The sequence below is a fragment of the Micromonospora sp. NPDC049139 genome (assembly GCF_055586845.1).
Genome location: NZ_JBVJHK010000034.1, coordinates 20700 through 43835 on the forward strand (window position 1 = coordinate 20700; position 23136 = coordinate 43835).

Genomic DNA, 23136 nt, shown 5'->3' on the forward strand with positions numbered 1-23136 from the left:
CATGCGCCTGACCGTCGTCGGCAACCCCGCCAACCGTCGGGTCGGCCTGTTCACCCGGGCGGTCCTCGATGCCGGCCTGCCCCGGCCCGCGGTGCTGCCCTGGGCCGACGTGCTGACCGGGGCGGCCCCGCCGGCGCCGGGCGCGCTGGTGCGGGTCGACTCGCCCGGGGAGGACGCCGAGGTGGACCGGCTGCTGCGCCGGGCCGCCGTCCCGGCCCGGCACGGCGAGCTGGTCGGCCTGGCCGACACGTACGCCGGGCTGCTCAGGGGCCTGGGCCGGGTCGCCGCCGGCGGCGCGGAGCTGCTCAACGACCCGACGGACGTCGCCGTCATGTGCGACAAGCGGCGCTGCCACGCGCGGCTGTCCGCCGCCGGGGTGCCGGTGCCGGCCGCGCTGCCCCCGGTGCACGGCTGGGCGCAGCTGCGGGCGGCGATGGCGGCGGCCGGCTGGGGCCGGGTGTTCGTCAAGCCCGCGCACGGCTCGTCCGCCGCCGGGGTGGTCGCGCTGGCGGTCGCCGGGCGCCGGGTGCAGGCGGTCACCACGGTCGAGACGACCCCCGACGGGCTGTTCAACTCGCTGCGGCCCCGCCGCTACACCGACGAGGCGCAGGTCGCCGCGATCGTCGACCGGATCGCGCCCGAGGGCCTGCACGTGGAGCGGTGGCTGCCCAAGGCGGGGCTCGGCGACCGGGTGGTCGACCTGCGGGTGGTGGTGGTCGCCGGGCGGCCCACCCACGCCGTGGTGCGGGCCGCCCGGGGGCCGCTGACCAACCTGCACCTGGGCAACGCCCGCGGCGACCTCGCCGCGCTGCGGGCGGCCGCCGGGCCGGCGGCGTGGGCGGCGGCGATGGAGACCTGCGAGCGGGTCGCCGGGTGTTTTCCCCGCACGCTCCAGGTGGGGATCGACCTGATGTTCCTCGTCGGCTGGCGGCGGCACGCGGTGGCGGAGGTCAACGCGTTCGGCGACCTGCTGCCGGGGGTGCTGGCCGACGGCCGGGACACCTACGCCGAGCAGGTGCACGCCCTGACCGACGGCCGGTGGCTGCGCTGGCGGTCGGCGGCGGCCGGTCGCGCCCCCGCCGGGGCGGAGGTGCTGCCGTGCGGAGTCTGATCGGCAGCCACGACCTGCTCCTGCTCACCCTCGACACGCTCCGCTACGACGTCGCCGCCGAGCTGGCGGAGCGGGGGCGGACGCCGCACCTCGCCCGGGCGTTGCCCGGCGGTCGGTGGGAGCGCCGGCACTCCCCCGCCAGCTTCACCTACGCCGCGCACCACGCGTTCTTCGCCGGCTTCCTGCCGACCCCGGTCGCCCCCGGCCGGCACGAGCGGCTGTACGCGGCGGCCTTCCCCGGCAGCGAGACCGCAGGCAGCGACACGTGGGTGTTCGACGCGCCGGACCTGCCGACCGCCCTGGCCGGCGTCGGCTACCACACGCTCTGTCTGGGCGGGGTCGGGTTCTTCAACCGGCGCAGCCCGCTCGGCGCGGTGCTGCCCGGCCTGTTCGCCGAGGCGCACTGGGAGCCGGAGTTCGGGGTCACCTCCCCCACCTGCCTGGACGCCCAGCTCGACCGGCTGACCGAGGTGCTGCCGCGGGTGCCGGCGGGGCAGCCGCTGTTCACGTTCCTCAACGTCGCGGCGCTGCACCAGCCCAACCGGCATTATCTGCCCGGCGCGCGGGCCGACGACCTCGCCAGCCACGCCGCCGCCCTGGAGTACGTCGACGGCCGGATCGACCGGCTGTTCGCCCTGCTCACCGGCCGGGGCCGGCCGGTGTTCGCGATCGTCTGCGCCGACCACGGCACCGCGTACGGGGAGGACGGCCACACCGGCCACCGGATCGGCCACGACGTGGTGTGGAGCGTCCCGTACGCCCACTTCACCCTGCACCCGGGAGAATGGTGACCAGCACCGACACGGGCCTCGACGGCTCGCCGTACCAGCAGTACCTGTACGCGTACCCGCACAAGACCTCGTACCGGCCGTTGCGGCCCCGGCCGTTGCTGGCGGACGTGTGGCGGGCCGAGGCACGCGACGCGCTCTTCCTCTACGTGCACGTGCCGTTCTGCGAGATGCGCTGCGGGTTCTGCAACCTGTTCACCCGCGCCAACGCCCCCGCCGAGCAGGTGACCGGCTACCTGCGGCAGCTGCGCCGGCAAGCCGAACGGGTCGCCGACGCGCTCGGCGCCGACGCCGGGTACGCCCGCGCGGCGTTCGGCGGCGGTACCCCCACCTACCTGAGCGCCGACGAGCTGGCCGAGCTGTTCGACGTCGCCACCACCACGACGGGGACACGGCTGCCCGGCGTACCGCTGTCGGTGGAGACCTCGCCGGCCACCGCGACGCCGGACCGGCTCGCGGTGCTCGCCGCGCACGGCACCACCCGGGTGAGCATCGGCGTGCAGAGCTTCCTCGACGCCGAGGCCCGCGCCGCCGGCCGGCCGCAGCGCCGCACCGAGGTGGAGGCGGCCCTGGCCGCGATCCGCGACGCCCGGATCCCGGTGCTCAACATCGACCTGATCTACGGCATCGACGGGCAGACCGCCGACACCTGGCGGGAGAGCCTCGACGCGGCGCTGGCGTGGCGCCCCGAGGAGCTCTACCTCTACCCGCTGTACGTGCGGCCGCTGACCGGGCTCGGGCGGCGGGCGCACGACCGGGCGGACTGGGACGCCCAGCGGCTCGCCCTCTACGAGCAGGCGGTGGCGACGCTGGGCGCGGCCGGGTACCGCCAGGAGTCGATGCGGCAGTTCCGCCGCGCCGACGTGCCGGCGCCGGACGGGCCGGACTACTGCTGCCAGGACGACGGCATGGTCGGGCTGGGCTGCGGCGCCCGCTCCTACACCACGAGCCTGCACTACTCGTTCGACTACGCGGTCGGCGTCTCGCAGGTGCGGGCGGTGCTCGACGACTACGTGACCCGCCCGGCCGACGACTTCCGGCACGCCGAGTTCGGGTTCACCCTCGACGGCGCCGAGCAGCGCCGCCGGTGGTTGCTCAAGTCGCTGCTGCGCGTCGACGGCGTCGACGCAGCCGCCTACCGGGCCCGGTTCGGCCGCCCGCCCGGCGACGACTTCCCGGAGCTGGGCCGCCTGGTCGACCGGGGCTGGGCCACCCACGGCGGGCTGCGGCTGACCCCGGCCGGGCTGGCCCGCTCCGACGCCGTCGGCCCGTGGCTGACCTCGGCCCGGGTCCGCGACGCGATGACCGGGTACGTGCCGAGGTGAACCTGGCGATCCTCTACCGGGGCCCGCTGGCGAGCTGCAACTACGACTGCCCGTACTGCCCCTTCGCCAAGCGGCACGACCCGCCGGAGCTGCTGCGCGCCGACCGGGCCGCCCTGGACCGCTTCGCCGGCTGGGTCGCGGCCACCACCGACGTGCGGCTGTCGGTGCTGTTCACCCCGTGGGGCGAGGGGCTGACCCGCAGCTGGTACCGGGACGCGATGGTGTCGCTGTCGCACCTGCCGCACGTCGACCGGGTCGTCATCCAGACCAACCTCGCCGCCCGGGTGGACTGGCTGGCCGACGCCGACCCCCGCGCCGCCGCCCTGTGGACCACCTACCACCCCGGCCAGGTCGACCGGGACCGCTTCCTGCGCCGCTGCCTGCGACTGTCCGAGCTGGGCATCCGATACTCGGTCGGCGTGGTCGGCCTGCCGGAGCACCTCGGCGAGGCACGGGCGCTGCGGGCCGCCCTGCCCGCCGAGGTCTACCTGTGGGTGAACGCCGCCGAGGGCCGGCGCTACGACGCCGCCGAGGAGGCGGTCTGGACGGAGCTGGATCCGCTCTTCGGCTTCAGCGTCCGCCCGCACGTGTCGCTCGACCGGCCCTGCCACGCGGGCGAGACCGCCGTCTCCGTGCTCGGAGACGGCACGGTGCGCCGGTGTCACTTCATCGCCGAACCGATCGGCAACCTGTACGACGGCTCGTGGCGGCCGGCCCTGCGGCCCCGCCCGTGCGCCAACGCGACCTGCGACTGCCACATTGGGTATGTGCACCTCAAGCCGCTCGGCCTGCGGGACGTCTTCGCCGGTGGGCTGCTGGAACGCATCCCGGCGGCCTGGCCGTCGGCGCGCCCGCCGGTGCCGGTCGCCCCGCCCCGGCTCCGCCCGTCCTGAGCGACGCGCCGGCCCGGGCGGGCGGGCCCTTGCCACCCGGCGAGGGGGCGACCGGCGCGGGCCGGGCCGCCCCCTCCGTCGATCGGGCGAACCTCAGTGCGCGCCGGGCATGGCGGCCGCCGCCTCCTCCCGGGCGCGCCGCTCCTCACCGCTGAGGGTGTGCAGCGGCTTCTCCCGGATGAACAGCACGACCACCACGGCGAGCAGCGCGAACGGGGCGCCGATCAGGAACAGCTCGGCGGTGGCGGTCCCGTACACGTCCTGGACGATCCGCAGCACCGGCGGCGGCAGGGTGGACAGGTCGGGCACCTCGGCGGAGCCCTCCCCCGCGGCGCCGCCGGCCAGCGGGCCGAGCTTCTCGGCGGTCAGCGAGGCGACCCGGTTGGCCATGACCGCGCCGAGCGCGCTGACCCCGATCGCGCCGCCCATGCTGCGGAAGAAGGTCAGCACGGAGGTGGCGGCGCCCAGTTCCTGCGCGGGCACGTCGTTCTGCGCGGCGAGCACCAGGTTCTGCATCAGCATGCCGACCCCGACGCCGAGCACCGCCATGTAGACGCCGAGCAGCAGCCCGCTGGTGTGCGCGTCGATGGTGGCCAGCAGCAGCATGCCGACCGACATCACCACCGCGCCGGCGACCAGGTAGCGCTTCCACCGGCCGGTCTTGGTGATCAGTTGGCCGGCGATCGTCGACGAGACCAGCAGGCCGAAGATCATCGGCAGACTCATCAGCCCCGCCACCGTCGGCGACTTGCCCAGCGAGATCTGGAAGTACTGGGACAGGAACACCGTGCCGCCGAACATCGCCACGCCGACCAGCACGCTGGCGATGGTGGTCAACGAGACCGTCCGGTTACGGAAGATGCCCAGCGGCACGATCGGCTCCTCCGCGCGGGCCTCCACCGCGACGGCCAGCGCCAGCAGGGCGATCCCGCCGCCGACCATCAGGGCGGTCCAGCCGGACGCCCAGGCGAAGGAGTTGCCGGCCAGGGACGACCAGATCAGCAGGGTGGAGACCCCGGAGGTGATGAGCAGCGCCCCGAGCCAGTCGATCCGCACCTTGCGGCGGGTCACCGGCAGGTGCAGGGTGCGCTGGAGGAGGAAGATCGAGAGCAGGGTGAACGGCACCCCGATCAGGAAGCACCACCGCCAGCCGAGCCAGGAGGTGTCGACCAGCACGCCGCCGATGAGCGGGCCGGCGATGGTGCCGACGCCGAACACGGCGCCGAAGATGCCGGCGTAGCGACCCAGTTCGCGGGGCGGGATCATCGCCGCCATCACGATGGTGGCCAGGGCGGTCATGCCACCCGCGCCGACCCCCTGCACGATGCGGCTGATCAGCAGCACCTCGACGTTCGGCGTCAGCCCGGCGATCAGCGAGCCGACCACGAAGAGGCCGAGGGAGAGCTGGATGAGCAGCTTCTTGCTGTAGAGGTCGGCCATCTTGCCCCACAGCGGCACGGTCGCCGTCATGGCCAGCAGCTCGGTGGTGACGATCCACGTGTAGACGGTCTGGGAGCCGTCCAGGTCGGCGATGATGCGCGGCAACGCGTTCGCCACGACCGTGGAGGCGAGGATCGACACGAACATGCCGACCATCAGGCCGGAGAGTGCCTGGAGCACCTCTCGGCGGGACATGCGGCCGGCGCTGACCTCGGGGGTCTCGGCGGGCACGGTGGCGGTCATTGACGCTTCCTCACGGGTGCGGGTTCACGGGCCGTCCGGGGACCGTTCCCCGGAAGGAGGCTGGCAGGGTCAGGACGGGTCGGGCCGCGGCAGGCCCGCGGCGAGCGCGGCGAACGCCTCGTCGACGAGGTCGGCCAGGTCCGGTCCGTCAGGGTGTGCGGCCCACCGGGTCATCGCGGTTCGCACCGCCGCGCCGGCCACGGCGGTGACGAGTGCCGGGTAGCCGTGGTCGGGGTCGACCCCGACCCGCGCCGCGACGACCTCGGCGATGGCCCGCTCGGTCTCGACGTTGCCGGCGACCAGGCGGGGCAGCAACGACGGGTTGCGCGTCACCACCTCCATCCGCAGGCACCACAGCTCGCGCTCGGTGCGCACCTCGTCGACCACGTCGGCGAGCGCGGCCCGCAGCGCGGCCAGCACCGGCACCTCCGGCGGCACGGCCGCCAGGCGCGCGACCAGCCGCGCCGCGTCGCCCGCGTGGTCGCCGACCAGCGCGTCGTCCTTGCAGGCGAAGTAGTTGAAGAAGGTGCGCGGGGAGACGCCGGCCGCCTCGCTGATCTCCTCCACCGTCACCTGGGCCAGGCCGCGCTCGGCCACCAGGCGGAGCGCCGCCTCGGTCAGCGCGGCCCGGGTCCGGCGCTTCCTGCGGTCGCGCCGGCCGGGGCCGGGTTCGGTCTCGGCGGTGTGCACGCGGGAACGCTACAAGCGATCTTGCACTTTGTGCAAGAAATTATCCCCGACGTGACGCGGACCATTGGCCGACCGGCGGGTCACCGGGCGCAGTCGGGCCCGCGGGGCATCGGGCAACCTGCGAGAACACCGACCGGCGGCCGGTCGCCCAAAATCCAGTCATGACTGTCACTGAGCAAGGAGCCGCCGCCGTCGCCCCCCGGGCGACACCGGCCGGGCGGGGACGGATCGTGCTGGGCGCCACGGCCGCCGGCGTGCTGCTGTCGGTGCTGTGGTCCTACGAATTCGTCGACCACGTCATCGGCGACTCGGTGGCCAACGCGATGCTCGGCCGCGACGCCAAGGCGACCGCGATCGGGGGCACCCTGGCCGGTCTCGTCTTCGCCTTCGTCTCCGGTCTGGCCGGCACGTTCACCGCCTGCAACATCGCCATGGCGGCGTCCATCGGCCCGATGAGCCAGGCCGGTGCGGGCGGGGCGACGAGGGCCGGGCTGCGCAGCCTGGTACGGCCGGTGGGCTGGCTCACGGCCGGCATGGTCGCCGTCGCCGCGGTCTACGGCTTCGTCGGCGTACTGGTCGGCGACGGTCTGCCGCAGCTCTCCACGGCCACGGTCGGCGGTCTCCCGGTACGGCTGGTCCAGTCCATGGTCGTGTTCGGGCTGATCGGGCTGGCCTTCGTCTACCTGGGCCTGGCCGCGCTCGGGGTGCTGCGGGACCCGTTCGCGCACCGGCCGGCGGCCCGGGTCGTGGTGCTCGGCGCCCTCGTCGGCGGTTTCCTGATCGGCCGGCCGTACCCCCTGTTCAACAAGCTCTTCCACTGGGCCGTCGATTCCGGCAACCCGCTCTACGGCGCCGGCGCGTTCGTCCTGCAGTCCATTGGCAACGTGGCCGTCGTGACGGCGCTGTTCGCCCTGATCGTGGTGCTCACCCGTGGCCGCTTCGTGAGCTGGCTGGCGGCGAGCCCGTCCCGGACCGCCGCGCTGACCGGCGGGATGCTGATCGCGCTGGGCGTGTTCATGGTCGTCTACTGGGACGTCCGGCTACCGGCGATGTTCGACTACGGATGGTTCCCGACCATGCCGTACAACAGCAGGTGAGCGATGCCGGGCGGGCCGGCCGGCGCCGGACCCGCGGCGGCGGCCGGTCGCCGCGACCACGCCGCCCGCGCAACGGTGCCGCCGGCCACGGCCGGCGGCACCGCCGTCGGTGTCCCCGCGCCGGCCCGACCCCGACCCGGGCCGGCCGCCGACGCGCTGCACCCGGCCGCCGGCACGCCGCCCGGGTGCGGCGGGTGACGCCCGGCCGGCGCCGCGCCGCGCTACCCGCGCGGCACGTAGGCCGGCAGCACTCCGCCGGCCAGCGCCTGCGCCACGGTCTGGGCGGCGGCGTCGCGGGGCGACAGCCGACGCGGCCCCTCCGGCCAGGCGATCCCGAGCTCCGCGTCGAGGGGGTTGACGGTGCGTTCGGCCGCCGGGTCGTACGGCGACGAGCAGAGGTAGACGACGGTGGCCGGCTCGGTCAGCGCGCAGAACGCGTGACCGAGCCCGGCGTCGAGGTGGACGGCGCGGCGGTCGACGTCGTCCAGGCGCACCCCCTCCCACCGGCCGAAGGTCGGCGAGCCCACCCGCAGGTCCACCACGACGTCGAGCACCGCCCCGGAGACGCAGGTGATGTACTTGTCCTGGCCGGGTGGCACGTCCACCAGGTGGATGCCTCGGATCACCCCCCGTCCCGAGACGGAGACGTTGGACTGCGCCACCCTGAACGGCCGTCCGACCGCCTCGGTGAAGCGGCCCGCCTGGTACCACTCCAGGAACAGGCCCCGGTCGTCGTGGTGCTGCTCCGGGGTGACCAGCCACGAACCCTCGATCGTCAGCGCCCGGATGTCCACCACTGTCCTCCTCACCCGTCGCGGAACTCGCGGGCCGGTCACGGCCGGCCGTCGAGCCAGCGAATCGGAAAACCGACTCGGCGTCCACCGGCCACGCCGGGACACCATCGATCCATTGTGGACGATAAGGCCGACGGCGTGGGCGTGGCGATGACGCACCGGAGGCGGCGATGAGCGCGCCGACGCCACGACTGCTCGTGACCGGCGCGGGTGGGTTGCTGGGCCGCGAGTTGGGCGAGGTCCTCGCCGGCGGCCGGCACACCATCCTCGACCGGGCCATGCTCGACATCACCGACGCCGCCGCGGTCCGGCACGCGGTGCCCGGCCACGACGTCGTCGTCAACGCCGCCGCCTGGACCGACGTGGACGGGGCCGAGTCGGACGAGGCCGGCGCGACCGCGGTGAACGGCGCCGGCCCGGCCAACCTGGCCCGGGCGTGTGCGCGCAGCGGGGCGCTCCTGATCCACCTGTCCAGCGACTACGTCTTCTCCGGCGAGACCACCGTGCCGTGGCCGGAGGACGCTCCGCCGGCCCCGCTGAACGCGTACGGCCGCAGCAAGCTCGCCGGCGAGCGGGCCGTGCGCGGCCTGCTGCCCGCCGGGGGCTACGTGGTCCGCACCGGCTGGCTGTACGGCCGCCACGGCCCCAACTTCGTCCGCGCGGTGCTGCGCCGGGCCGCCGAGACGGAGTTCGTGGACGTCGTGGACGACCAGCACGGCCAGCCCACCTGGGCGCGCGCGCTCGCCGGCCGGCTGGTCACGCTGGCCGGGCTGGCCGCCGCCGGGCGGGCGCCGGCCGGGATCTACCACGGCACGGCGGCCGGCCGGACCACCTGGTACGGCTTCGCCCGGACGGTCTTCGCGCTGCACGGGCTCGACCCGGACCGCGTGCGCCCGACGGGCAGCGGGACGCTCGCCGCCCGGCCCGCCCGGCGGCCACGGATCTCCGTCCTCGGGCACGACGGGTGGGCGCGGGCCGGCCTCGGCCCGCTGCCGCCGTGGCGACGGATGATCGAGGCGGCCGTGGCCGAGGAGCGGGGCCGGGCCGAGCCGGCCGGCGGAGACCGCACGCGACGGAGGTCGGCATGAACGCGACGAGGATCCTCGTCACCGGCGGCGCCGGCTTCATCGGGTCGCACTACGTCCGCACCCTGCTGCGGCCGGCGGGACCGCGCGGCGTCCGGATCACGGTGCTGGACAAGTTGACGTACGCGGGCAACCTCGCCAACCTGCGCCCCGTCGCCGGCCACCCGGCCTACCGTTTCGTCCGCGGCGACATCTGCGACAGCCACCTGGTGGACCGGCTGGTGGCGGAGCACGACCAGGTCGTCCACTTCGCTGCCGAGTCCCACGTGGACCGGTCCATCGCCGACGGCGGTGACTTCGTCCGCACCAACACGCTCGGCACCTACACGCTGCTGGAGGCGGTCCGGCGGCGGCACGGCGACCGCGCGGTCTTCGTGCACGTCTCCACCGACGAGGTGTACGGGTCGATCGAGCACGGCACGTGGCCGGAGACGGACCCGGTCCTGCCGAGTTCGCCGTACGCCGCCGCGAAGGCCGCCAGCGACCTGCTCGCCCTGGCCTTCGTCCGGACGCACGGGCTCGACGTGCGGGTGACGCGCTGCGCCAACAACTACGGCCCGCACCAGCACCCGGAGAAGCTGGTGCCGCTGGCGATCACGAACCTGCTCGACGGCGGGGACATCCCGCTCTACGGCGACGGGCTGCACGTGCGCGACTGGCTGCACGTCGACGACCACGTCCGGGCGCTGGAGCTGGTGCGGACGCGGGGCCGGGCCGGGGAGGTCTACAACGTCGGCGGGGGCACCCAGTTGACCAATCGGGAGATGGCCGATCGCCTGCTGGCGGCCTGCGGCGCCGGCCCCGACCGGATCCGCTACGTCGAGGACCGCAAGGGGCACGACCGGCGCTACGCGGTCGACTGGAGCAAGATCAGATGTGAGCTCGGGTACGCGCCGCGCAAGGACCTCGACGACGGGCTCGGCGAGACGGTCGCCTGGTACCGCGCGAACCGCGCCTGGTGGGAGCCGCTCCGGCGCCGCCCGGTGTTGCGCAAGCTGGGAGACCGCCCGGGACGGACGGCGGGTTAGCCTGACTGTCCTCGATCGACACCGGACGGGAGGTCCGCGATGGTGTCCGTCGCCTGTCACGGTGGAGCCCCGCCGGAGGGTCCCCGGGTCGCCGGAGCCGACGGGAGCGCCGAGGTGCCCGAGGTCGACCCGCGGCATCTGTCCTGGTGGACCGCAGCCGATCCGGACGCGCGGACGGGCCCGCGGCGTCGCGCACCCGCCGGACGGGCGCCGGCCACCGGCGCGGACTTCTGGCGGTGGTGGGGCGACCCCCACGGTGCCGACGCGGACGCCGACCCGGCGGCGACCGACGTCGGACCGGGTGGGCCCGGGCTCATGCCGTAGCCGGGCGGGATCGCGCCGGGTACGAGCACGTGGTCGGCCACGACCACGGGCGAAACTCACTCACCGTCGTCACGGGCTCGCCCGTACGCGCCGGATGTGATACTTTTCGCCGAACTGAGAGGAGCCGTCCCCTGCGGCCCGTCAGTACGACTCTGGGATAGCACGCAGCTGCGACGAACGCGATGTCCACATGCGCCCATCGAGGAGACACCGTGCCGGTGCCCTGTCGGGACCGTGCTCTGCCTGGTTCCCCGTTGCCGACCGGCACCACCGCGCGCGTCCGTACGACCGCCGCGCCGATCTGATCCCCCTCGTTGAGATGACCTTCGGCGAGCTGGACGCGCTGCCCCTCACCGCCCTGGTGACACGGCCCGTCACGGAGCAGTTCCCCGACCTGCGGCCGGGCGCCGCCCGGTTCGACGCTCCCGCCGGCACCCTGGTGCACCACGCGGTCCGCGACGTGATGACCCGGTATCCCGCGCGGGCCGGCGCGGACGTCGCGCACCCGCGGTCCCGCACGGTGCTCGACTGGGCGGCCGGCCGGTTCCGTACGCTGATCGGGGCACCGGGCGGCATCGTGTCGTTCGGCGCCGACATGACGAGCCTGACCGAGAAGTTCGTCCGGTCCGTGGCACCCGCACTCCGCCCCGGCGACGAGGTGATGTGCACGGCTCTCGACCACGCGGCCAACGTGGACCCGTGGCGCGAGTCCGCCCGGCGGCAGGGTGCCGTCGTCCGGGTGGCGGACCTGTCGCCGAGCGGCGAGCTGACCGTCGACGCGGTCACCGAGCAGCTCAGCCCGCGTACCCGGTGGGTCGCGGTCACCGCCGGCTCCAACGTCCTCGGCAGCGCGCCGGACATCCCGGCGATCTGTGCGGCCGCGCGGTCCACCGGCGCGCGGATCTTCGTGGACGGGGTGCAGGCGCCGGCGCACCGGTTCGTGGACGTCGCCGCGTGGGGCTGCGACGCCTTCGTCACCTCCGCCGACAAGTGGTACGGCCCCCGGTGCGGGGTGCTGTGGAACCGCGACGGGCGGCCCCGGTCGGTGGTCGCCCGGACCAGCGACCGGCCGGGGGTGGCGCGCGGGCCGGGCATCGAGGCGGTCCTCGCCGCGGGAGTGGCGGCCGAGGTGCTGCTCCGCTGGGACCGCTCGGCCGTGTTCCGGCACGGCGAACGCCTCGCCAACCTGCTGGCCCGCGGCCTGCGGATGATCGACGGGGTGCGCGTCCTCGGCCGTCCGGACGGCAGGTCCCCGATACCGATCGTGTCCTTCCAGGTCGTCGGCCGGTCCGCGGCCGAGGTGGCGGCGGTCCTCGCCGCCGAGGGGATCACCGTGGGGCACGGCACCTTCGGCGCGGAGCCGGCGCTGCGGGCCGTGTCGCCCGACGCGCCCGAGTCCCTGCGCGCGGGGGTGGCGCGCTACACGACGCGGGACGACGTGCGGGCGCTGCTCGGGGGCGTCGCGGCGATCGCCTCCCCCCGGGCCTGACCCCGCCGGCCGGGTACGGCACCGGCGTGGCCGGCGGGGCCCGGCCGCGCCTGTCTCACAGCTTGCGGAGTTCCCCTCCGGCGGCGCGCGGACGTCGTGCCGGCCGGGCCGACCGTGCCACGATCGGGCAGCCGGCCACGGCGAGCGGGGCCGGCGGGGGCGGGGAGGCGCCGGTGGACGTACCGGGGGCGTCGACGTCCGGGCCGCTGGTCCTCGACGGCGGGCTGGGCACCGAGTTGCAACGGCACGGCCGCTCCGTGTCCGCCCCGTGGTGGACGGCGCGCTGCCTGCTGGACGCCGAGGGCCGGCGCCTCGTCTCCCGCATCCACGGCGCGTACGTGGCGGCGGGAGCGGACGTGCTCACCGCGGACACGTTCCGCACCACCCTGCGGACGGCGTACCGGGCCGGGACGGACGAGGCCACGGCCGCCGGTCTGGTCCGTACCGCCGTGGCGCTGGCCCGCCAGGCGGCCGACCCGGCGGTGGCCGGCCGGCGGGTGCTCGTCGCCGCCTCCGTCGCTCCGGTCGAGGACTGCTACCGGCCGGACCTGGTGCCCGGCGCCGCGGTGCTGCGGCGGGAGCACGGCTGGCTGGCCGACCGACTCGCCCGCGCCGGCGTCGACCTGGCGCTGGTCGAGACCATGAACACCGTCCGGGAGGCGGTCGCCGCCACCCGGGCGGTACGCGAGCACGGCCTGCCGGCCTGGGTGAGTTTCGTCTGCACCGGCGACGCCCGCCTGCTGTCCGGTGAGGACGTCGCCGCGGCGGCCGACGCGGTACGGGCGGCCGGCGCGGCGGCGGTCCTGGTCAACTGCACCGACCCGGCGGGCACCGACCGGGCGTTGCGACGGCTCCGCGCTGCGGGGCCGGGCCTGCTCGGCGCGTACCCGAACGTGGAGGACCGCAGCGGGGTGCCGCCGGCCACCCCGGTGGACCGCTATCTCCCGCCCCGCCTGACGCCCGACGCCTTCGCCGACCTCTGGACGGCCTGGCGCCCGGTCGGGCTGGGCGTCGTCGGCGGTTGCTGCGGCACCACCCCGGCGCACATCGCCGCGCTGCGGTCCCGCCTGGCGCCGCGCCCGGGCTGACCGTGCGGGCTCAGGCGGGCAGGCCGGCGGCGGTCACGCCCAGCTCCGCCAGCTCGGTCGTCACCCGCTCGCGCAGCGCCGCGCGCTCCGCCGCGGGCAGCAGCGCGGCGTCGACCCCGATCAGCGTCATGGCGGCGAGTTCGGCCACGGTGAAACCGTGCCACTCGACGGCGAGCCGGTGCTCGGCGAGCAGGTCGGTGTGGAACATGCTGGGATCGTCGGTGTTGAGGGTGAGCCGCACCCCGGCGTCCCACAACCGGCGCAGCGGGTGCGCCCCCGGCTCGGAGACCACACCCGTACGCAGGTTGCTGGTGGGGCAGACCTCGAGGACCACGCCCCGGTCCCGCAGCGCCGCCACCAGCCGCGGGTCCTCGACCGCCCGGATGCCGTGCCCGATGCGCGGCGGGCGGAACGGCAGGCAGTCCCAGACGCCCTCGGGCCCCACCGCCTCGCCCGCGTGCGGCACGAACGGCATCCCCCGCGCCGCCGCCCACCGGACGGCCTCCCCGAACAGCGACGCCGGGCGCCGCGGCTCGAAACCGCCGAGGCCGAGCGCCACCACTCCCCGGCCGGCGCCGGCCACCGCCCACTCGGCGACCTGCTGGCACTCCTCCGGCGGCCCGCCCCGGACGTGGTCGACGACGAAGCGCATCGTGACGCCGGTGCGGCGGCGGGCCTGTTCGGCGCCCCGGGCCACGGCGTCGAGCTGCTCGTCGAACGGGATGCCCGCCCCCCGCCGGTGCGTGCCGGGGCTGAACGTCACCTCCAGGTGGCGGACGTTCTGCCGGTGCGCCTCGTCGGCGAGCTCCTCGGTGATCAGCTCGAGGTCGGCCGGGTCGCGCAGCGCCGCGCAGCACTGTTCGTACAGATCTGTGAAGTGGCGGAAGTCGCGGAAGCGGAAGAGTTCCACCACCGCCGCCTCGTCGAGCCGACCGAGGTCGAGGCCGTGCCGGCGGGCGATCCGGAGCAGGGTGCGGGGCCGCACCGACCCTTCGAGGTGCACGTGCAACTCGACCTTGGGCAGGCGGGCAAGGACGTCGGTGAGGTCCTGCCCGGCCGGTACGGCGGTCGTCACCGGGCCGATTCTAGGCAGGTCGCGGATGGACAAAATGGGGCGTATCGGCGGCACGGGAATTTCCGCAGGCAGGAGGGCAATCTGGAAGAGGCAGTCATGTACTATGTCTAAGTAAAGAAGCGCGGCCGAGTCCGCGCTGCGGCATCGAGGAGCGCCGTGAAAGAGCAACGGGACCGTCGGACGTACGGCCAGCAATGCGGGCTGGCCTTCGCACTGGATGTGGTGGGTGAACGCTGGACGCTGCTCATCATCCGCGAGCTGCTGGTCCGGCCTCGCCGCTACCGCGACCTGCTGGACGCCCTGCCGGGCATCGGCACCAACCTGCTCGCCGACCGACTGGCCTTCCTGACCGAGGCCGGCATCATCGAGCCGCTGGACGCCGAACGGCGCACCGCGGGCTACGCGCTCACCGAGCTGGGCGAGAAGCTGCGGGAGCCGGTCCTGGTGCTGGCCCGGTTCGGGCTGACGCTGCTCGCCGAGCAGCCCGTCCGCACGGGCGCCTCGGTCACCCGGGCCTCCTGGGCCGTGCTGGCCATCGAGTCCATGGTCGACCCGGCCCGGGCCCTCGCCGACGAGGTCTACGAGTTCGACATCGAGGGCGAGGTGTTCCACGTCCGCGTCGCCGACGGCGAGGCCCGCACGGTGCAGGGGACGGCCGGCGCGGACGCCACGCTGCGGGTCGCCACCGACGCCCGGACCTTCTTCGATCTCGGCAGCGGCGCGATCGAGCCGGTCGAGGCCGTGGTCAGCGGGGCGGTCTCCGTCACCGGCCCGCCGGCGGCACTCCCCCGCTGCCTCTACCTGCTCGGCCTCGGCGGCCGGCCGGCCGGCGAGCGGGCGCTCTCCGCGGCGGGCGCCGGCCGGCGCTGACGCTCGCCACCGGCGGCCGGCGCGCGGTGGCTCAGCTCGACGTACGCGGGCCCGGACAGCCCACCGTCCACCGCGGCCGGTGGCTCCGCGAGGGCGACCTGGAAACCGAGCCGGCCCCGGAGGGCGTGCCGGCTGCTGATCGCCATCAACAGGTCGGCCAGGGACTCCAGCGCCGGCGCCCGGTCGATGCCGCCGACGTCCACCGGGGCGAACCCGAGCCGGCGCAGCAACGCGCTCACCTGCGCCTTGGCCGGCGGGTGGTCGCCGGCCAGGGGCACGGTGACCGGGCGTCCGTCGAGGACGGGCTCGTCGAGCATGCCGGCCGGCACGGTGTTGAGCGCCTTGACGACGCGCCACTGCGGTAACAGTTCCGCTAGCAACCGTCCCCCGGATCCGGCCGGAGCGGGCGGGGCGACACCAGCCTGCGGCGGGTTCGTCGCATCGATGACCGTACGCCCTCGTCCGTCGTCGAGCCGGCCGGCCAGGGCCAGCTCCACGGCGGCGGCGAACGGCAGCATCAGGACGACCAGGTCAGCCCCGGCGACGACGGCGCCCGTCGGGACGGACCGGATTCCGGGGTACGGGGCGAAGGGGTCGGGCGGCCGTACCGGGTCGCCGCGACCGGCGATCAGCACCGGCCCCCCGTGCGCCGCAAGCGCCCTGGCCAGGGCCGATCCCATCCGACCGCGCCCGATGATGCCGACGATCATGGGCGGGGCCGCGTCGCGAGGTGGGGGTACGAACCGTGGGGTGCGATCGTCCGCATCTCTCCGCTCCGGGTCGTGGTCGAGAGCTGCCCGGCCTGGGCCGGACACGATTCGATCGGGTGCCGCCGGCTGCCGCAGCCAAGTTTCCGGCACCGTTCTTGACGGCCACTTGACGCCGGGATGACGCCGGCCCGGCTACCCAGTGCGACAGCTCCGCCTCTTTAAGTATGGAAGTTCTTCACTTAAAGTGGAGGAGCACTGAGCACAGCGCCACGACAGCTGGGGGACGTGTGAACCGGACCGAGATCGGACTCCGAATTCAGATCCTCGGTCCCGTCCGAGCGACGATTCGCGGCAGGGAGGTCGACCTCGGCCCCCCGAAGCAGCGGGCGGTCCTCGCCCTGCTGGCCCTGCGGGCCGGACGACATGTGCCGCTGGACGACCTGATCGCCGCACTCTGGGCGGGACAGCCACCGACGAGGGCCGCCAACCTGGTCCACACCTACGTCGCGCGGTTGCGCCACGCGGTCGAGCCCGACACGCCTCGACGACAGCGGACCAACGCCATCGTGTCGGTGCCCGGCGGGTACCGGCTGACCGTCGCCGACGACCAGCTCGACCTGCAGGTGTTCCGCGCCGGCGTCCGGCGGGCGGCGGCGCTGCGGGACAGCGGCGAGCTGGAGAGCGCGTTCGCCCGGTACGGCGAGAGCGTCGACCAGTGGCAGGATCCCCAGATCGGCGACCTGTCCGTGCTGCTGGCCGAGCAGGACGACATCGGCCCGCTGCGGCAGGAGTTCCTGGCCGCCGCGCTCGACTACGTCGCGCTCGGCCTCGAGCTGCGCCGGCCGGATGCGGTCCTGCCGCTGGCCGAGCGGCTGGCCCAGGCGGAGCCGCTCAACGAGCGGGTGCAGGCCCGGGTGCTCCAGGCGCTCACCCACATCGGCCAGCGCGCGTGGGCCATCGAGCGGTACGCCGACGTGCGCACGAGACTCAAGCTCGACCTGGGCGTGGACCCGGGCCCCGAGCTCACGGCGGCGTACCGGGAGGTGCTGGACGCCCGGCCCGGCGTCCACCAACCACCGTGGCGGGGGCCGGCACCGGTGGTGGACGAGCTGATCGGGCGGGCGGCGGACCTCTCGGCGGTCTGCGACCTGCTGCGCGAGTACCGCCTGGTGAGCCTGACCGGGGCGGCCGGCGTCGGCAAGACGGCGCTCGGCCTGGCGGCGGCGGAGGAGCTGCGCGAGCGGTTCGCCGACGGCGTGGCGGTGGCCGACCTGGCGAACGTCCGCACCGGCCCGGACCTGACCCGGGCGGTCGAGGTCGCCGTCGACGAGCCACCTGCCCGGGGCGCCGGCCGCTGCGACCCGCTGGTGCACCGGCTGCACGACCGGAAGCTGCTGCTCGTGCTCGACAACGCCGAGCTGGTCACCGACGAGGCCGCCGACCTGGCGGACGACGTGCTGCGGAACTGCCCGCAGATCACCATCCTGCTGACCTCGCGGGAGCTGCTCGGGCTGCCCTACGAGGCGGTGTACCCGGTGCGGCCGTTGGGCGTGGACGCGGAGCCGGGCCATCTGGCCGCGCAGCCCGCCCTGCAGTTGTTCGCCCGGCGGGCGGCGCAGGTGCGGCCGGGCTTCCGGCTCACCGAGTCCAACGTCGAGGCGGTGGCGTCGGTGTGCCGGGCCCTCGACGGGCTGCCGCTGGCCATCGAGCTCGCCGCCGCCTGCCTGCGGACGGAGCGCCTGGAGACGCTGGTCGACGGGCTCGACGACCCGCTGCGCCGGATCCAGCCGCCCCGCCGCGGCGTGCCCAGTCACCACCGCTCGCTGCACGCCGCGGTGCACCGCAGCATCGAGCTGCTGGATCCGGCCGAGCAACGCTGCTTCACCGCGCTCGGCGCGATGCCGGCCGCGTTCTGCCTGGAGGCGGCGGCCGTCGCCGACAAGGCGATCGCCGGCGAGCCGCGTACGGTGCAGATGCTGCTGGAGCGGCTGGTGGACAAGTCGGTCCTGGAGGTCCGGCACAGCTCGTCGGGCCGGCGTTACCGGATGCTGGGCACGGTGCACGCCCTGGCCCGGCAGCTCCTGCACGAGCACGGCGTGGACGGTGAACCCCCCGCCGTCGGCTGCACCTGCGGCTGCCACACGGGTCGCTGAGGCAGGGGACAAGCGTCAATTTCTACTATATGATTCTCCAGTAGATCAGCCGGTCGACGGGGCGGGAGATCGCACATGGACCAGCGCCACCTGCTCATGCACCAGGCGATGCTCGGTGACCGACGCCGCGTCGAGGCGTACGACCGGGCGCTGGCCGCGGCGGTCGACGAGGACACGGTGGTGGCCGACGTCGGCGCCGGCACCCTGGCGCTCACCGCGCTGGCCCTGCGGCACGGCGCCGCCCACGTCTACGCCGTCGAGGCCGATCCCCAGGTCGCCGCCGTCGCCGACCGGATCATCAAGGCCAACGACTGGGACGACCGGGTGACCCTGGTCGTCGGGGACGCGCGCCTCGCCCGGCTGCCGCGCCAGGTCGACGTGACCGTCTGCGAGCTGATGGGCAACCTCGGGCCCGAGGAGGACATGGCCCGCATCCTGCGCACGTTCAACCGCCGCAACCTGCGGCCCGGCGGCGTCGTCGTGCCCGAGCGGGTGGTCACCCGGCTCGCCGCCGTGCAGTTCGACGACGAGGGCTGGGGCATCTGGAGCGACGACTTCCTCGGCATGCGGCTGGACGTGGTCCAGGAGCTGGTCGAGCCGTCGGCGCACCTGCACTTCCTCAGCCGCGAGCCGGTCCTGCTGGGCGAGCCGGCCGTCCTCGTGGACACCGGCCGCGGCGACACCGGCCTGCGCGCCGCCCGGCCGCTGGCCCTGCCGCTCGAGCGCGACGGCACGCTGCACGCGGTGCTCGGGTACTTCACCGCCACGCTGGCGCCGGGCATCGAACTGTCCAACATGCCCTCCTACCTCGGCTGCAACTGGGCGGTCTTCGTCTGGCCGCTCCGGCACACGCGGGTCGCCGCGGGCGACACCGTGCACGTGCGCCCCCGACGTCCGGAGGGTCCCGCCGCTCGGGACGTGACCCGGTGGCGCCTCGACTGTCACCTCGACCGGGCGGACAAGCGATGATCATCTACACCGCGGCGTCGGTGCACGACCTCTCCATCGACGTCGAACAGCTCGCCGGCCTCACCTGGTCCGGCCACGCCCTCTGGTACGCCGACCAGGGCCGCGGGCAGGCCACCTGCCTCGACCCACGCACCGGCGCCCCCGGGCACACGCTGTCCTGCCCGGGCCTGGTGGCCGGGCTCACCTCGCTCGGCGGGGCCCTGCTCTACGCCACCGACGGGGCGCTGCGGCTCTGCGACACGCAGACCGGCGACATCCTGCGGGACGTGCCGAGCCCACGGCCGGGCGTGCCAATCTGCGGGATGGAGGCGGGCAAGGACGGCATCTGGCTGGGCTGGTCCGACGCGCTGGAGCTCCGGCACTCCTCGGACCTGCGGCTCCTGGCCACCGTGCCCGCCCCGCTCGGCGTCACCGGGGTGACGGTGACGGACCGGTACGTCGCCCACACCGACCGGCTCGGCGAGGCGATCACCGTCTTCGACCTGCGCGCCGGGCGGAACGTGCTGCAGATCCACGTCGACGGCCGGCCCACCAGCCTGACCTGGGACGGCCTGCGCCTGTGGTACGGCGACGCCGCCAACCTGCGCCTGCGGGCGCTGGACGTGCCGGGGCTGTCCGCGACGACCGCCTGACCCGGCCTGCTGACCCCTCGGCAGAAAGGCGCACGATGGTTCCGTCCAAGTTCATCTTCGGCCTCTCCCCCCTCGGTTCGGCGGCCCTGCGCGCCGCCCCACCCTCCGGATCGCGCCGTCCACCGCTCGCACCCGGTGGGGCGGGGTTGGGCGCACGCGCGGTCGTCATCGGTTCGGTGGCGACCGCGTCACTCGCGGCGGGGCTCGCCGCAGCCGCCGGCACGGCGCTCCGGCACGGCCGGCCGGCCGGCCGCCGCCGCTTCGCCCGGGAGGTCGCGCGGACGGTCGCCCGGCTGGGCCCGACGTTCATCAAGGCGGCGCAGGTGCTGGGCACCCGCCGTGACGTCGTACCGGCGCTGCTCTGCGAGGAGCTGTCCATGTTGCAGGACGACGTGCCGCCGATGGACGCCGCGCAGAGCCGGGCCGCGCTGCGCGAGGTGTACGGGGACCGGCTGGACAGCGTCTTCGCCTCGGTCGAGGAGACGCCGGTGGCCAGCGGCAGCATCGCCTGTGTCTACCGGGCGACGCTGCCGGACGGGGCCACCGTCGCGGTGAAGCTGCGCCGCCCTGGGATCGGTCCCCGGATGGCCGCCGACCTCGGCCTGCTGCGCCGGGGCGCCTCGGTGGTCGCCCGGCTGCCGATGTTCCGCGGCGTGCCGGTCCGCGAGGTGGTGGACAGCCTCTGCGAGTCGGTGCTGGGACAGCTCGACCTCGGCCGCGAGGGACGCGACCTCGACCGGCTGCGGGAGGACCTGGGCGGGGTCCCGCGGGTACGCGTGCCCCGGGTGCACGCCGCGGCGAGCCGGCCGGCGGCCATCGTGATGGACTTCATCCCCGACCTGGCCGTCGACACCGGCGCCCGGTGCCCCCGCGCGATGCGCCGGACGTTCGCGGCGTCGACGCTGACCGTGGTCTACCAGATGCTGTTCATCAACGGCTTCGTCCACTGCGACCTGCATCCCGGCAACCTCTACTTCACCCGCAGCGGGCAGGTGGTGGTGCTGGACGCGGGCTTCAGCGTCCAACTGTCGGACAAGATGCGCGGGCTCTTCGCGGACTTCTTCCTCAACATGTCGATCGGGCGTGGCGACCGCTGCGCCGCGATCGTGCTGGAGAGCGCGATCGGCGTCGCCGACGACGCGGACGTGCCGGCCTTCACCGAGGGCGTGAAGGACCTGGTGGCCCGCAGCTACCGCCTGTCGGCCAAGGAGTTCAGCCTGATCGCCTTCGCCGGCGAGCTGTTCGACCTGCAACGCCGGTACGGGGTGGCCGCGTCGCCCGAGCTGGTCTTCCCGCTGCTGTCGCTGCTCGTCGTGGAGGGCACGGTGCGGTCGCTCGACCCCGACATCGACTTCCAGGAGACCGCGAAGCCGGTGCTCAACCGGGCGCTGTTCGGCATCCGCTGACGACAGGCGGTCCCACAGGCGGGGCAGCTCGACAGGGCCACATCACCCGACCGCCCACCCGTCGAAGCAGCCTCGGCCCGGTCCGGCCACCCCGCCGACGTCGGACCGGGCCGAGGGCTCGCCCGCCTCACCGGTGCCGGACGTGCCGCGGGCCGGTCGCATCCGCGACCGGCCCGCGACGTTGCCGGCGTGGTCAGCCCGGCCCGACGGCCCCTACCACCGGGCCGCCCCGGCGGCCACACCGTCGGCCCGGGCCCGCGGCCAGTCGGCCACGAGCAGGGGCACGAGCCGCAGGTCGGCAGTGGCCAGCCGGTCGAAGCGACGCCACAGCGTCGCCGCCTCGCCCGGGTCCGTGGCCCGCAGCGCCTCCCGGGCCACCTCGGCCGGGTCGCCGGCGCGGCCGTCGGACGGCCACATCCGGTGCACCAGGTCGCGACCGGCGTCGCCGGCCCAGGCCGGCACCCACTCGTGCAACACGACGTCGACGCCCGGCCCCCCGGAGGGGGCCAGCGGGACCGGCACGAGGGTGATGCCGTACCGGGCCAACACCGCGACCAGCGCGGCGGCCACGGCGCCCAGCCGCGAGCCGGCGGGAACGCCCAGGGTCAGCCGGGCCCCCTCCCCCAGCCCGGCGGCGTCGAGCAGACGCCTCGCCCGCTCCGGATCACCGGCGTCGGGTGCGTCGTCGGCGCCGCGTTCCGCCGCCGGGTGCCCGGGTTGCAAGACGCTGTGCTGGGTGGCGGCGCCGTCGGCGCCGGCCGCGCAGGCCGCCTCGGCGAGGGCCGCGCGGTCGAGCGCCCAGGACAGGGCATGCCGTACGGCGTGGGGCTCGGCCGCCCCGTTGGTGCCCGCGGCGAGGTAGTAGCTGCACCCCGTGCCGGCGAACCGGGCCGCCGGCGACGGCGCCGACCAGGACAGCACCCCGAAGCCCGACGCCGGGTCGACCGGCTGGCCGTCCGCCGCCGCGACGACCTCGATGCGCCGCGCGGTGCGCCGGCGTACCGGGTCGGTGCCCGGATCCCACCGGGGGTTGGGCTCCAGGACGAGGTCGCCGCCCGGGGACAGCCGCTTGGCGATCCGGTACGGCCCGGCCGACGGCGTGCACCGGTACAGCTCGGGGCTCTCGGGCACGTAGTAGTCGTACTCCCGGGGGGCCGCTGCGGTGAATCCCGTGGCGAGCAGGTCGACGAGGTCGTTGGCCGGCGCGGTGAGCCGCAGGACGACGGTGTCCCCCTCGGCGCGCAGCCCCGGGATCCGGGTGAACTGCTGGAACTGGGCGAAGGCGGGGGCGTGCGCCTCCCAGTGCCCGAGCGCCTCGTCGTACGCCCGGTAGTAGTCCGCCATGCCCTCGATGATCTCGCCGAGGTACGGGCGCATCGCGCGGGCGAGGGGGTGGGCGGTGCGCTTGAGGCCCCGGACGACGTCGCCGGCGGTCAGCTCCCGGGCGGCCTGGGCGTCCCAGCGGATGCCGTCCCGGAGCCGGATGCGCCAGGTGCGCCCGTCCGCGCTGATTCCTCCGTTGTCGACCGTGGGCAGTTCCACGGCAGCGTCCGCCACCGGTCGGACGGCCGGATCCGTGCCGGTGGGGTACGCGAACAGCTGCCGGGTGAGCAGCCGGAGGATCTGTCCGGTCCCGATGCAGCCGGGCGCCGGTTCGTCGGGCAGCCCGCCGTCGACGGGTCCCAGGAAGCGGAGGGTGTCCGTCCCGGTGGGCGTGTCGGTGACGCGCTCCTGCTCGCGTACGCCGGTCATGCCGTCACCGCCCCGGCGTCGGGGACCGGCCCTGTCGCCGGCTTGTCGCCGCCCCGGAACACCAGCTTGGACTTGGCGGTGTTGCTGGGGTCGCCTTCGCAGTCGACGACGACGATCTGGCCGGGGGTCAGTTCGTTGAACAGGATCCGCTCGGACAGGTTGTCCTCGATGTCG

At 75.1% G+C, this 23136-nt stretch carries 20 protein-coding genes and 1 pseudogene; 14 read left to right on the plus strand and 7 right to left on the minus strand.

Annotated features, from left to right (window positions below):
- Position 1 precedes the first annotated feature (1 nt).
- The 4 genes from ACZ6Q9_RS32495 to ACZ6Q9_RS32510 are packed head-to-tail and all read left to right on the plus strand — an operon-like array spanning position 2 to position 4117.
- Positions 2–1111, plus strand: coding sequence for an STM4014 family protein (locus tag ACZ6Q9_RS32495; protein WP_396831092.1), 1110 nt, complete (start codon positions 2–4; stop codon positions 1109–1111).
- Entirely contained in the window at positions 1099–1902 is an 804-nt protein-coding gene (locus tag ACZ6Q9_RS32500; RefSeq protein WP_396831090.1) for an STM4013/SEN3800 family hydrolase, read from the plus strand. Before ACZ6Q9_RS32495 ends, ACZ6Q9_RS32500 begins: the two co-directional genes overlap by 13 nt.
- Positions 1899–3224, plus strand: a complete 1326-nt coding sequence (locus ACZ6Q9_RS32505) for an STM4012 family radical SAM protein (RefSeq protein ID WP_396831088.1) — start codon at positions 1899–1901, stop codon at positions 3222–3224. Before ACZ6Q9_RS32500 ends, ACZ6Q9_RS32505 begins: the two co-directional genes overlap by 4 nt.
- The gene (locus ACZ6Q9_RS32510; RefSeq protein ID WP_393270861.1) at positions 3221–4117 is read left to right on the plus strand and encodes an STM4011 family radical SAM protein; all 897 of its coding nucleotides are present in this window, start codon (positions 3221–3223) and stop codon (positions 4115–4117) included. The genes ACZ6Q9_RS32505 and ACZ6Q9_RS32510 overlap by 4 nt, the downstream gene beginning before the upstream one ends.
- Positions 4118–4210: 93 nt before the next feature.
- Here the strand turns inward: ACZ6Q9_RS32510 and ACZ6Q9_RS32515 are convergent, their stop codons facing one another.
- Together ACZ6Q9_RS32515 and ACZ6Q9_RS32520 are read right to left on the minus strand one after the other, a co-directional pair.
- Positions 4211–5800 carry an MDR family MFS transporter gene (locus tag ACZ6Q9_RS32515; protein WP_396831086.1) on the minus strand — a complete coding sequence of 530 codons (1590 nt, stop codon included), beginning with the start codon at positions 5798–5800 and terminating at the stop codon, positions 4211–4213.
- A 69-nt stretch (positions 5801–5869) separates the two neighbouring features.
- Positions 5870–6490 carry an acyl-CoA-like ligand-binding transcription factor gene (locus ACZ6Q9_RS32520; protein ID WP_393460617.1) on the minus strand — a complete coding sequence of 207 codons (621 nt, stop codon included), beginning with the start codon at positions 6488–6490 and terminating at the stop codon, positions 5870–5872.
- Between the two features lie 161 nt (positions 6491–6651).
- On the opposite strand from ACZ6Q9_RS32520, the gene ACZ6Q9_RS32525 reads away from it, so the two are divergent.
- Positions 6652–7587, plus strand: a complete 936-nt coding sequence (locus ACZ6Q9_RS32525) for a hypothetical protein (RefSeq protein WP_393270855.1) — start codon at positions 6652–6654, stop codon at positions 7585–7587.
- Positions 7588–7808: 221 nt separating this feature from the next.
- On the opposite strand, the gene ACZ6Q9_RS32530 is transcribed toward ACZ6Q9_RS32525, so the two are convergent.
- Positions 7809–8381, minus strand: a complete 573-nt coding sequence (locus tag ACZ6Q9_RS32530) for a dTDP-4-dehydrorhamnose 3,5-epimerase family protein (protein ID WP_393460623.1) — start codon at positions 8379–8381, stop codon at positions 7809–7811.
- 170 nt (positions 8382–8551) lie between these two features.
- On the opposite strand from ACZ6Q9_RS32530, the gene rfbD reads away from it, so the two are divergent.
- From rfbD to ACZ6Q9_RS32550, 4 genes are all read left to right on the plus strand, one after another.
- The gene (rfbD, locus tag ACZ6Q9_RS32535) at positions 8552–9469 is read left to right on the plus strand and encodes a dTDP-4-dehydrorhamnose reductase (protein ID WP_396831085.1); all 918 of its coding nucleotides are present in this window, start codon (positions 8552–8554) and stop codon (positions 9467–9469) included.
- Positions 9466–10494: a dTDP-glucose 4,6-dehydratase gene (gene rfbB, locus ACZ6Q9_RS32540; protein WP_396831084.1), complete on the plus strand. Its 1029-nt coding sequence runs from the start codon at positions 9466–9468 to the stop codon at positions 10492–10494. Before rfbD ends, rfbB begins: the two co-directional genes overlap by 4 nt.
- A gap of 643 nt (positions 10495–11137) precedes the next feature.
- Complete coding sequence (locus ACZ6Q9_RS32545) at positions 11138–12307, plus strand: aminotransferase class V-fold PLP-dependent enzyme (protein ID WP_396831082.1); 1170 nt, start codon at positions 11138–11140, stop codon at positions 12305–12307.
- Between the two features lie 173 nt (positions 12308–12480).
- Positions 12481–13395 (plus strand): homocysteine S-methyltransferase family protein, encoded by a 915-nt coding sequence (locus ACZ6Q9_RS32550; RefSeq protein ID WP_393460635.1) that lies wholly within the window; start codon positions 12481–12483, stop codon positions 13393–13395.
- 10 nt (positions 13396–13405) lie between these two features.
- On the opposite strand, the gene add is transcribed toward ACZ6Q9_RS32550, so the two are convergent.
- Complete coding sequence (gene add / locus ACZ6Q9_RS32555) at positions 13406–14470, minus strand: adenosine deaminase (protein WP_393460638.1); 1065 nt, start codon at positions 14468–14470, stop codon at positions 13406–13408.
- Between the two features lie 156 nt (positions 14471–14626).
- Here add and ACZ6Q9_RS32560 point away from each other — a divergent pair, with 156 nt between their 5' ends.
- A complete protein-coding gene (locus tag ACZ6Q9_RS32560; protein ID WP_393270838.1) occupies positions 14627–15340 on the plus strand; it encodes a winged helix-turn-helix transcriptional regulator in 714 nt (237 codons plus the stop codon).
- Here ACZ6Q9_RS32560 and ACZ6Q9_RS32565 read toward each other — a convergent pair.
- Positions 15268–16050, minus strand: coding sequence for an NADPH-dependent F420 reductase (locus tag ACZ6Q9_RS32565; RefSeq protein WP_396831079.1), 783 nt, complete (start codon positions 16048–16050; stop codon positions 15268–15270). The two genes, ACZ6Q9_RS32560 and ACZ6Q9_RS32565, sit on opposite strands and share 73 nt — an antisense overlap.
- A 287-nt stretch (positions 16051–16337) precedes the next feature.
- Between ACZ6Q9_RS32565 and ACZ6Q9_RS32570 the strand changes: the two genes are divergently transcribed.
- The 4 genes from ACZ6Q9_RS32570 to ACZ6Q9_RS32585 all read left to right on the plus strand — a co-directional run bounded on the left by ACZ6Q9_RS32570 (position 16338) and on the right by ACZ6Q9_RS32585 (position 21210).
- A complete protein-coding gene (locus tag ACZ6Q9_RS32570) occupies positions 16338–18203 on the plus strand; it encodes a BTAD domain-containing putative transcriptional regulator (RefSeq protein WP_393460647.1) in 1866 nt (621 codons plus the stop codon).
- Between the two features lie 75 nt (positions 18204–18278).
- On the plus strand, positions 18279–19172 hold the full coding sequence (locus ACZ6Q9_RS32575) for a methyltransferase domain-containing protein (RefSeq protein WP_357464251.1): 894 nt from the start codon (positions 18279–18281) through the stop codon (positions 19170–19172).
- Positions 19169–19804 carry an NHL repeat-containing protein gene (locus tag ACZ6Q9_RS32580; RefSeq protein ID WP_393460650.1) on the plus strand — a complete coding sequence of 212 codons (636 nt, stop codon included), beginning with the start codon at positions 19169–19171 and terminating at the stop codon, positions 19802–19804. The genes ACZ6Q9_RS32575 and ACZ6Q9_RS32580 overlap by 4 nt, the downstream gene beginning before the upstream one ends.
- Positions 19805–19950: 146 nt before the next feature.
- A complete protein-coding gene (locus ACZ6Q9_RS32585; protein WP_393460653.1) occupies positions 19951–21210 on the plus strand; it encodes an ABC1 kinase family protein in 1260 nt (419 codons plus the stop codon).
- 213 nt (positions 21211–21423) lie between these two features.
- On the opposite strand, the gene ACZ6Q9_RS32590 is transcribed toward ACZ6Q9_RS32585, so the two are convergent.
- Both ACZ6Q9_RS32590 and ACZ6Q9_RS32595 read right to left on the minus strand, forming a co-directional pair.
- Entirely contained in the window at positions 21424–22962 is a 1539-nt protein-coding gene (locus ACZ6Q9_RS32590; RefSeq protein WP_396831077.1) for an ABC transporter substrate-binding protein, read from the minus strand.
- Positions 22959–23136, minus strand: a pseudogene (locus tag ACZ6Q9_RS32595) (AAA family ATPase); the annotation flags it as partial. The pseudogene ACZ6Q9_RS32595 and the gene ACZ6Q9_RS32590, both read right to left, overlap by 4 nt.

Excerpts from the sequence above, each read along its gene's own strand:
- ACZ6Q9_RS32495 (WP_396831092.1), top strand. The coding sequence starts at position 2 with ATGCGCCTGACCGTCGTCGGCAACCCCGCCAACCGTCGGGTCGGCCTG.
- ACZ6Q9_RS32515 (WP_396831086.1), bottom strand. The coding sequence starts at position 5,800 with ATGACCGCCACCGTGCCCGCCGAGACCCCCGAGGTCAGCGCCGGCCGC.
- ACZ6Q9_RS32525 (WP_393270855.1), top strand. The coding sequence starts at position 6,652 with ATGACTGTCACTGAGCAAGGAGCCGCCGCCGTCGCCCCCCGGGCGACA.
- rfbD (WP_396831085.1), top strand. The coding sequence starts at position 8,552 with ATGAGCGCGCCGACGCCACGACTGCTCGTGACCGGCGCGGGTGGGTTG.
- rfbB (WP_396831084.1), top strand. The coding sequence starts at position 9,466 with ATGAACGCGACGAGGATCCTCGTCACCGGCGGCGCCGGCTTCATCGGG.
- ACZ6Q9_RS32545 (WP_396831082.1), top strand. The coding sequence starts at position 11,138 with ATGACCTTCGGCGAGCTGGACGCGCTGCCCCTCACCGCCCTGGTGACA.
- ACZ6Q9_RS32565 (WP_396831079.1), bottom strand. The coding sequence starts at position 16,050 with ATGATCGTCGGCATCATCGGGCGCGGTCGGATGGGATCGGCCCTGGCC.
- ACZ6Q9_RS32575 (WP_357464251.1), top strand. The coding sequence starts at position 18,279 with ATGGACCAGCGCCACCTGCTCATGCACCAGGCGATGCTCGGTGACCGA.
- ACZ6Q9_RS32580 (WP_393460650.1), top strand. The coding sequence starts at position 19,169 with ATGATCATCTACACCGCGGCGTCGGTGCACGACCTCTCCATCGACGTC.
- ACZ6Q9_RS32590 (WP_396831077.1), bottom strand. The coding sequence starts at position 22,962 with ATGACCGGCGTACGCGAGCAGGAGCGCGTCACCGACACGCCCACCGGG.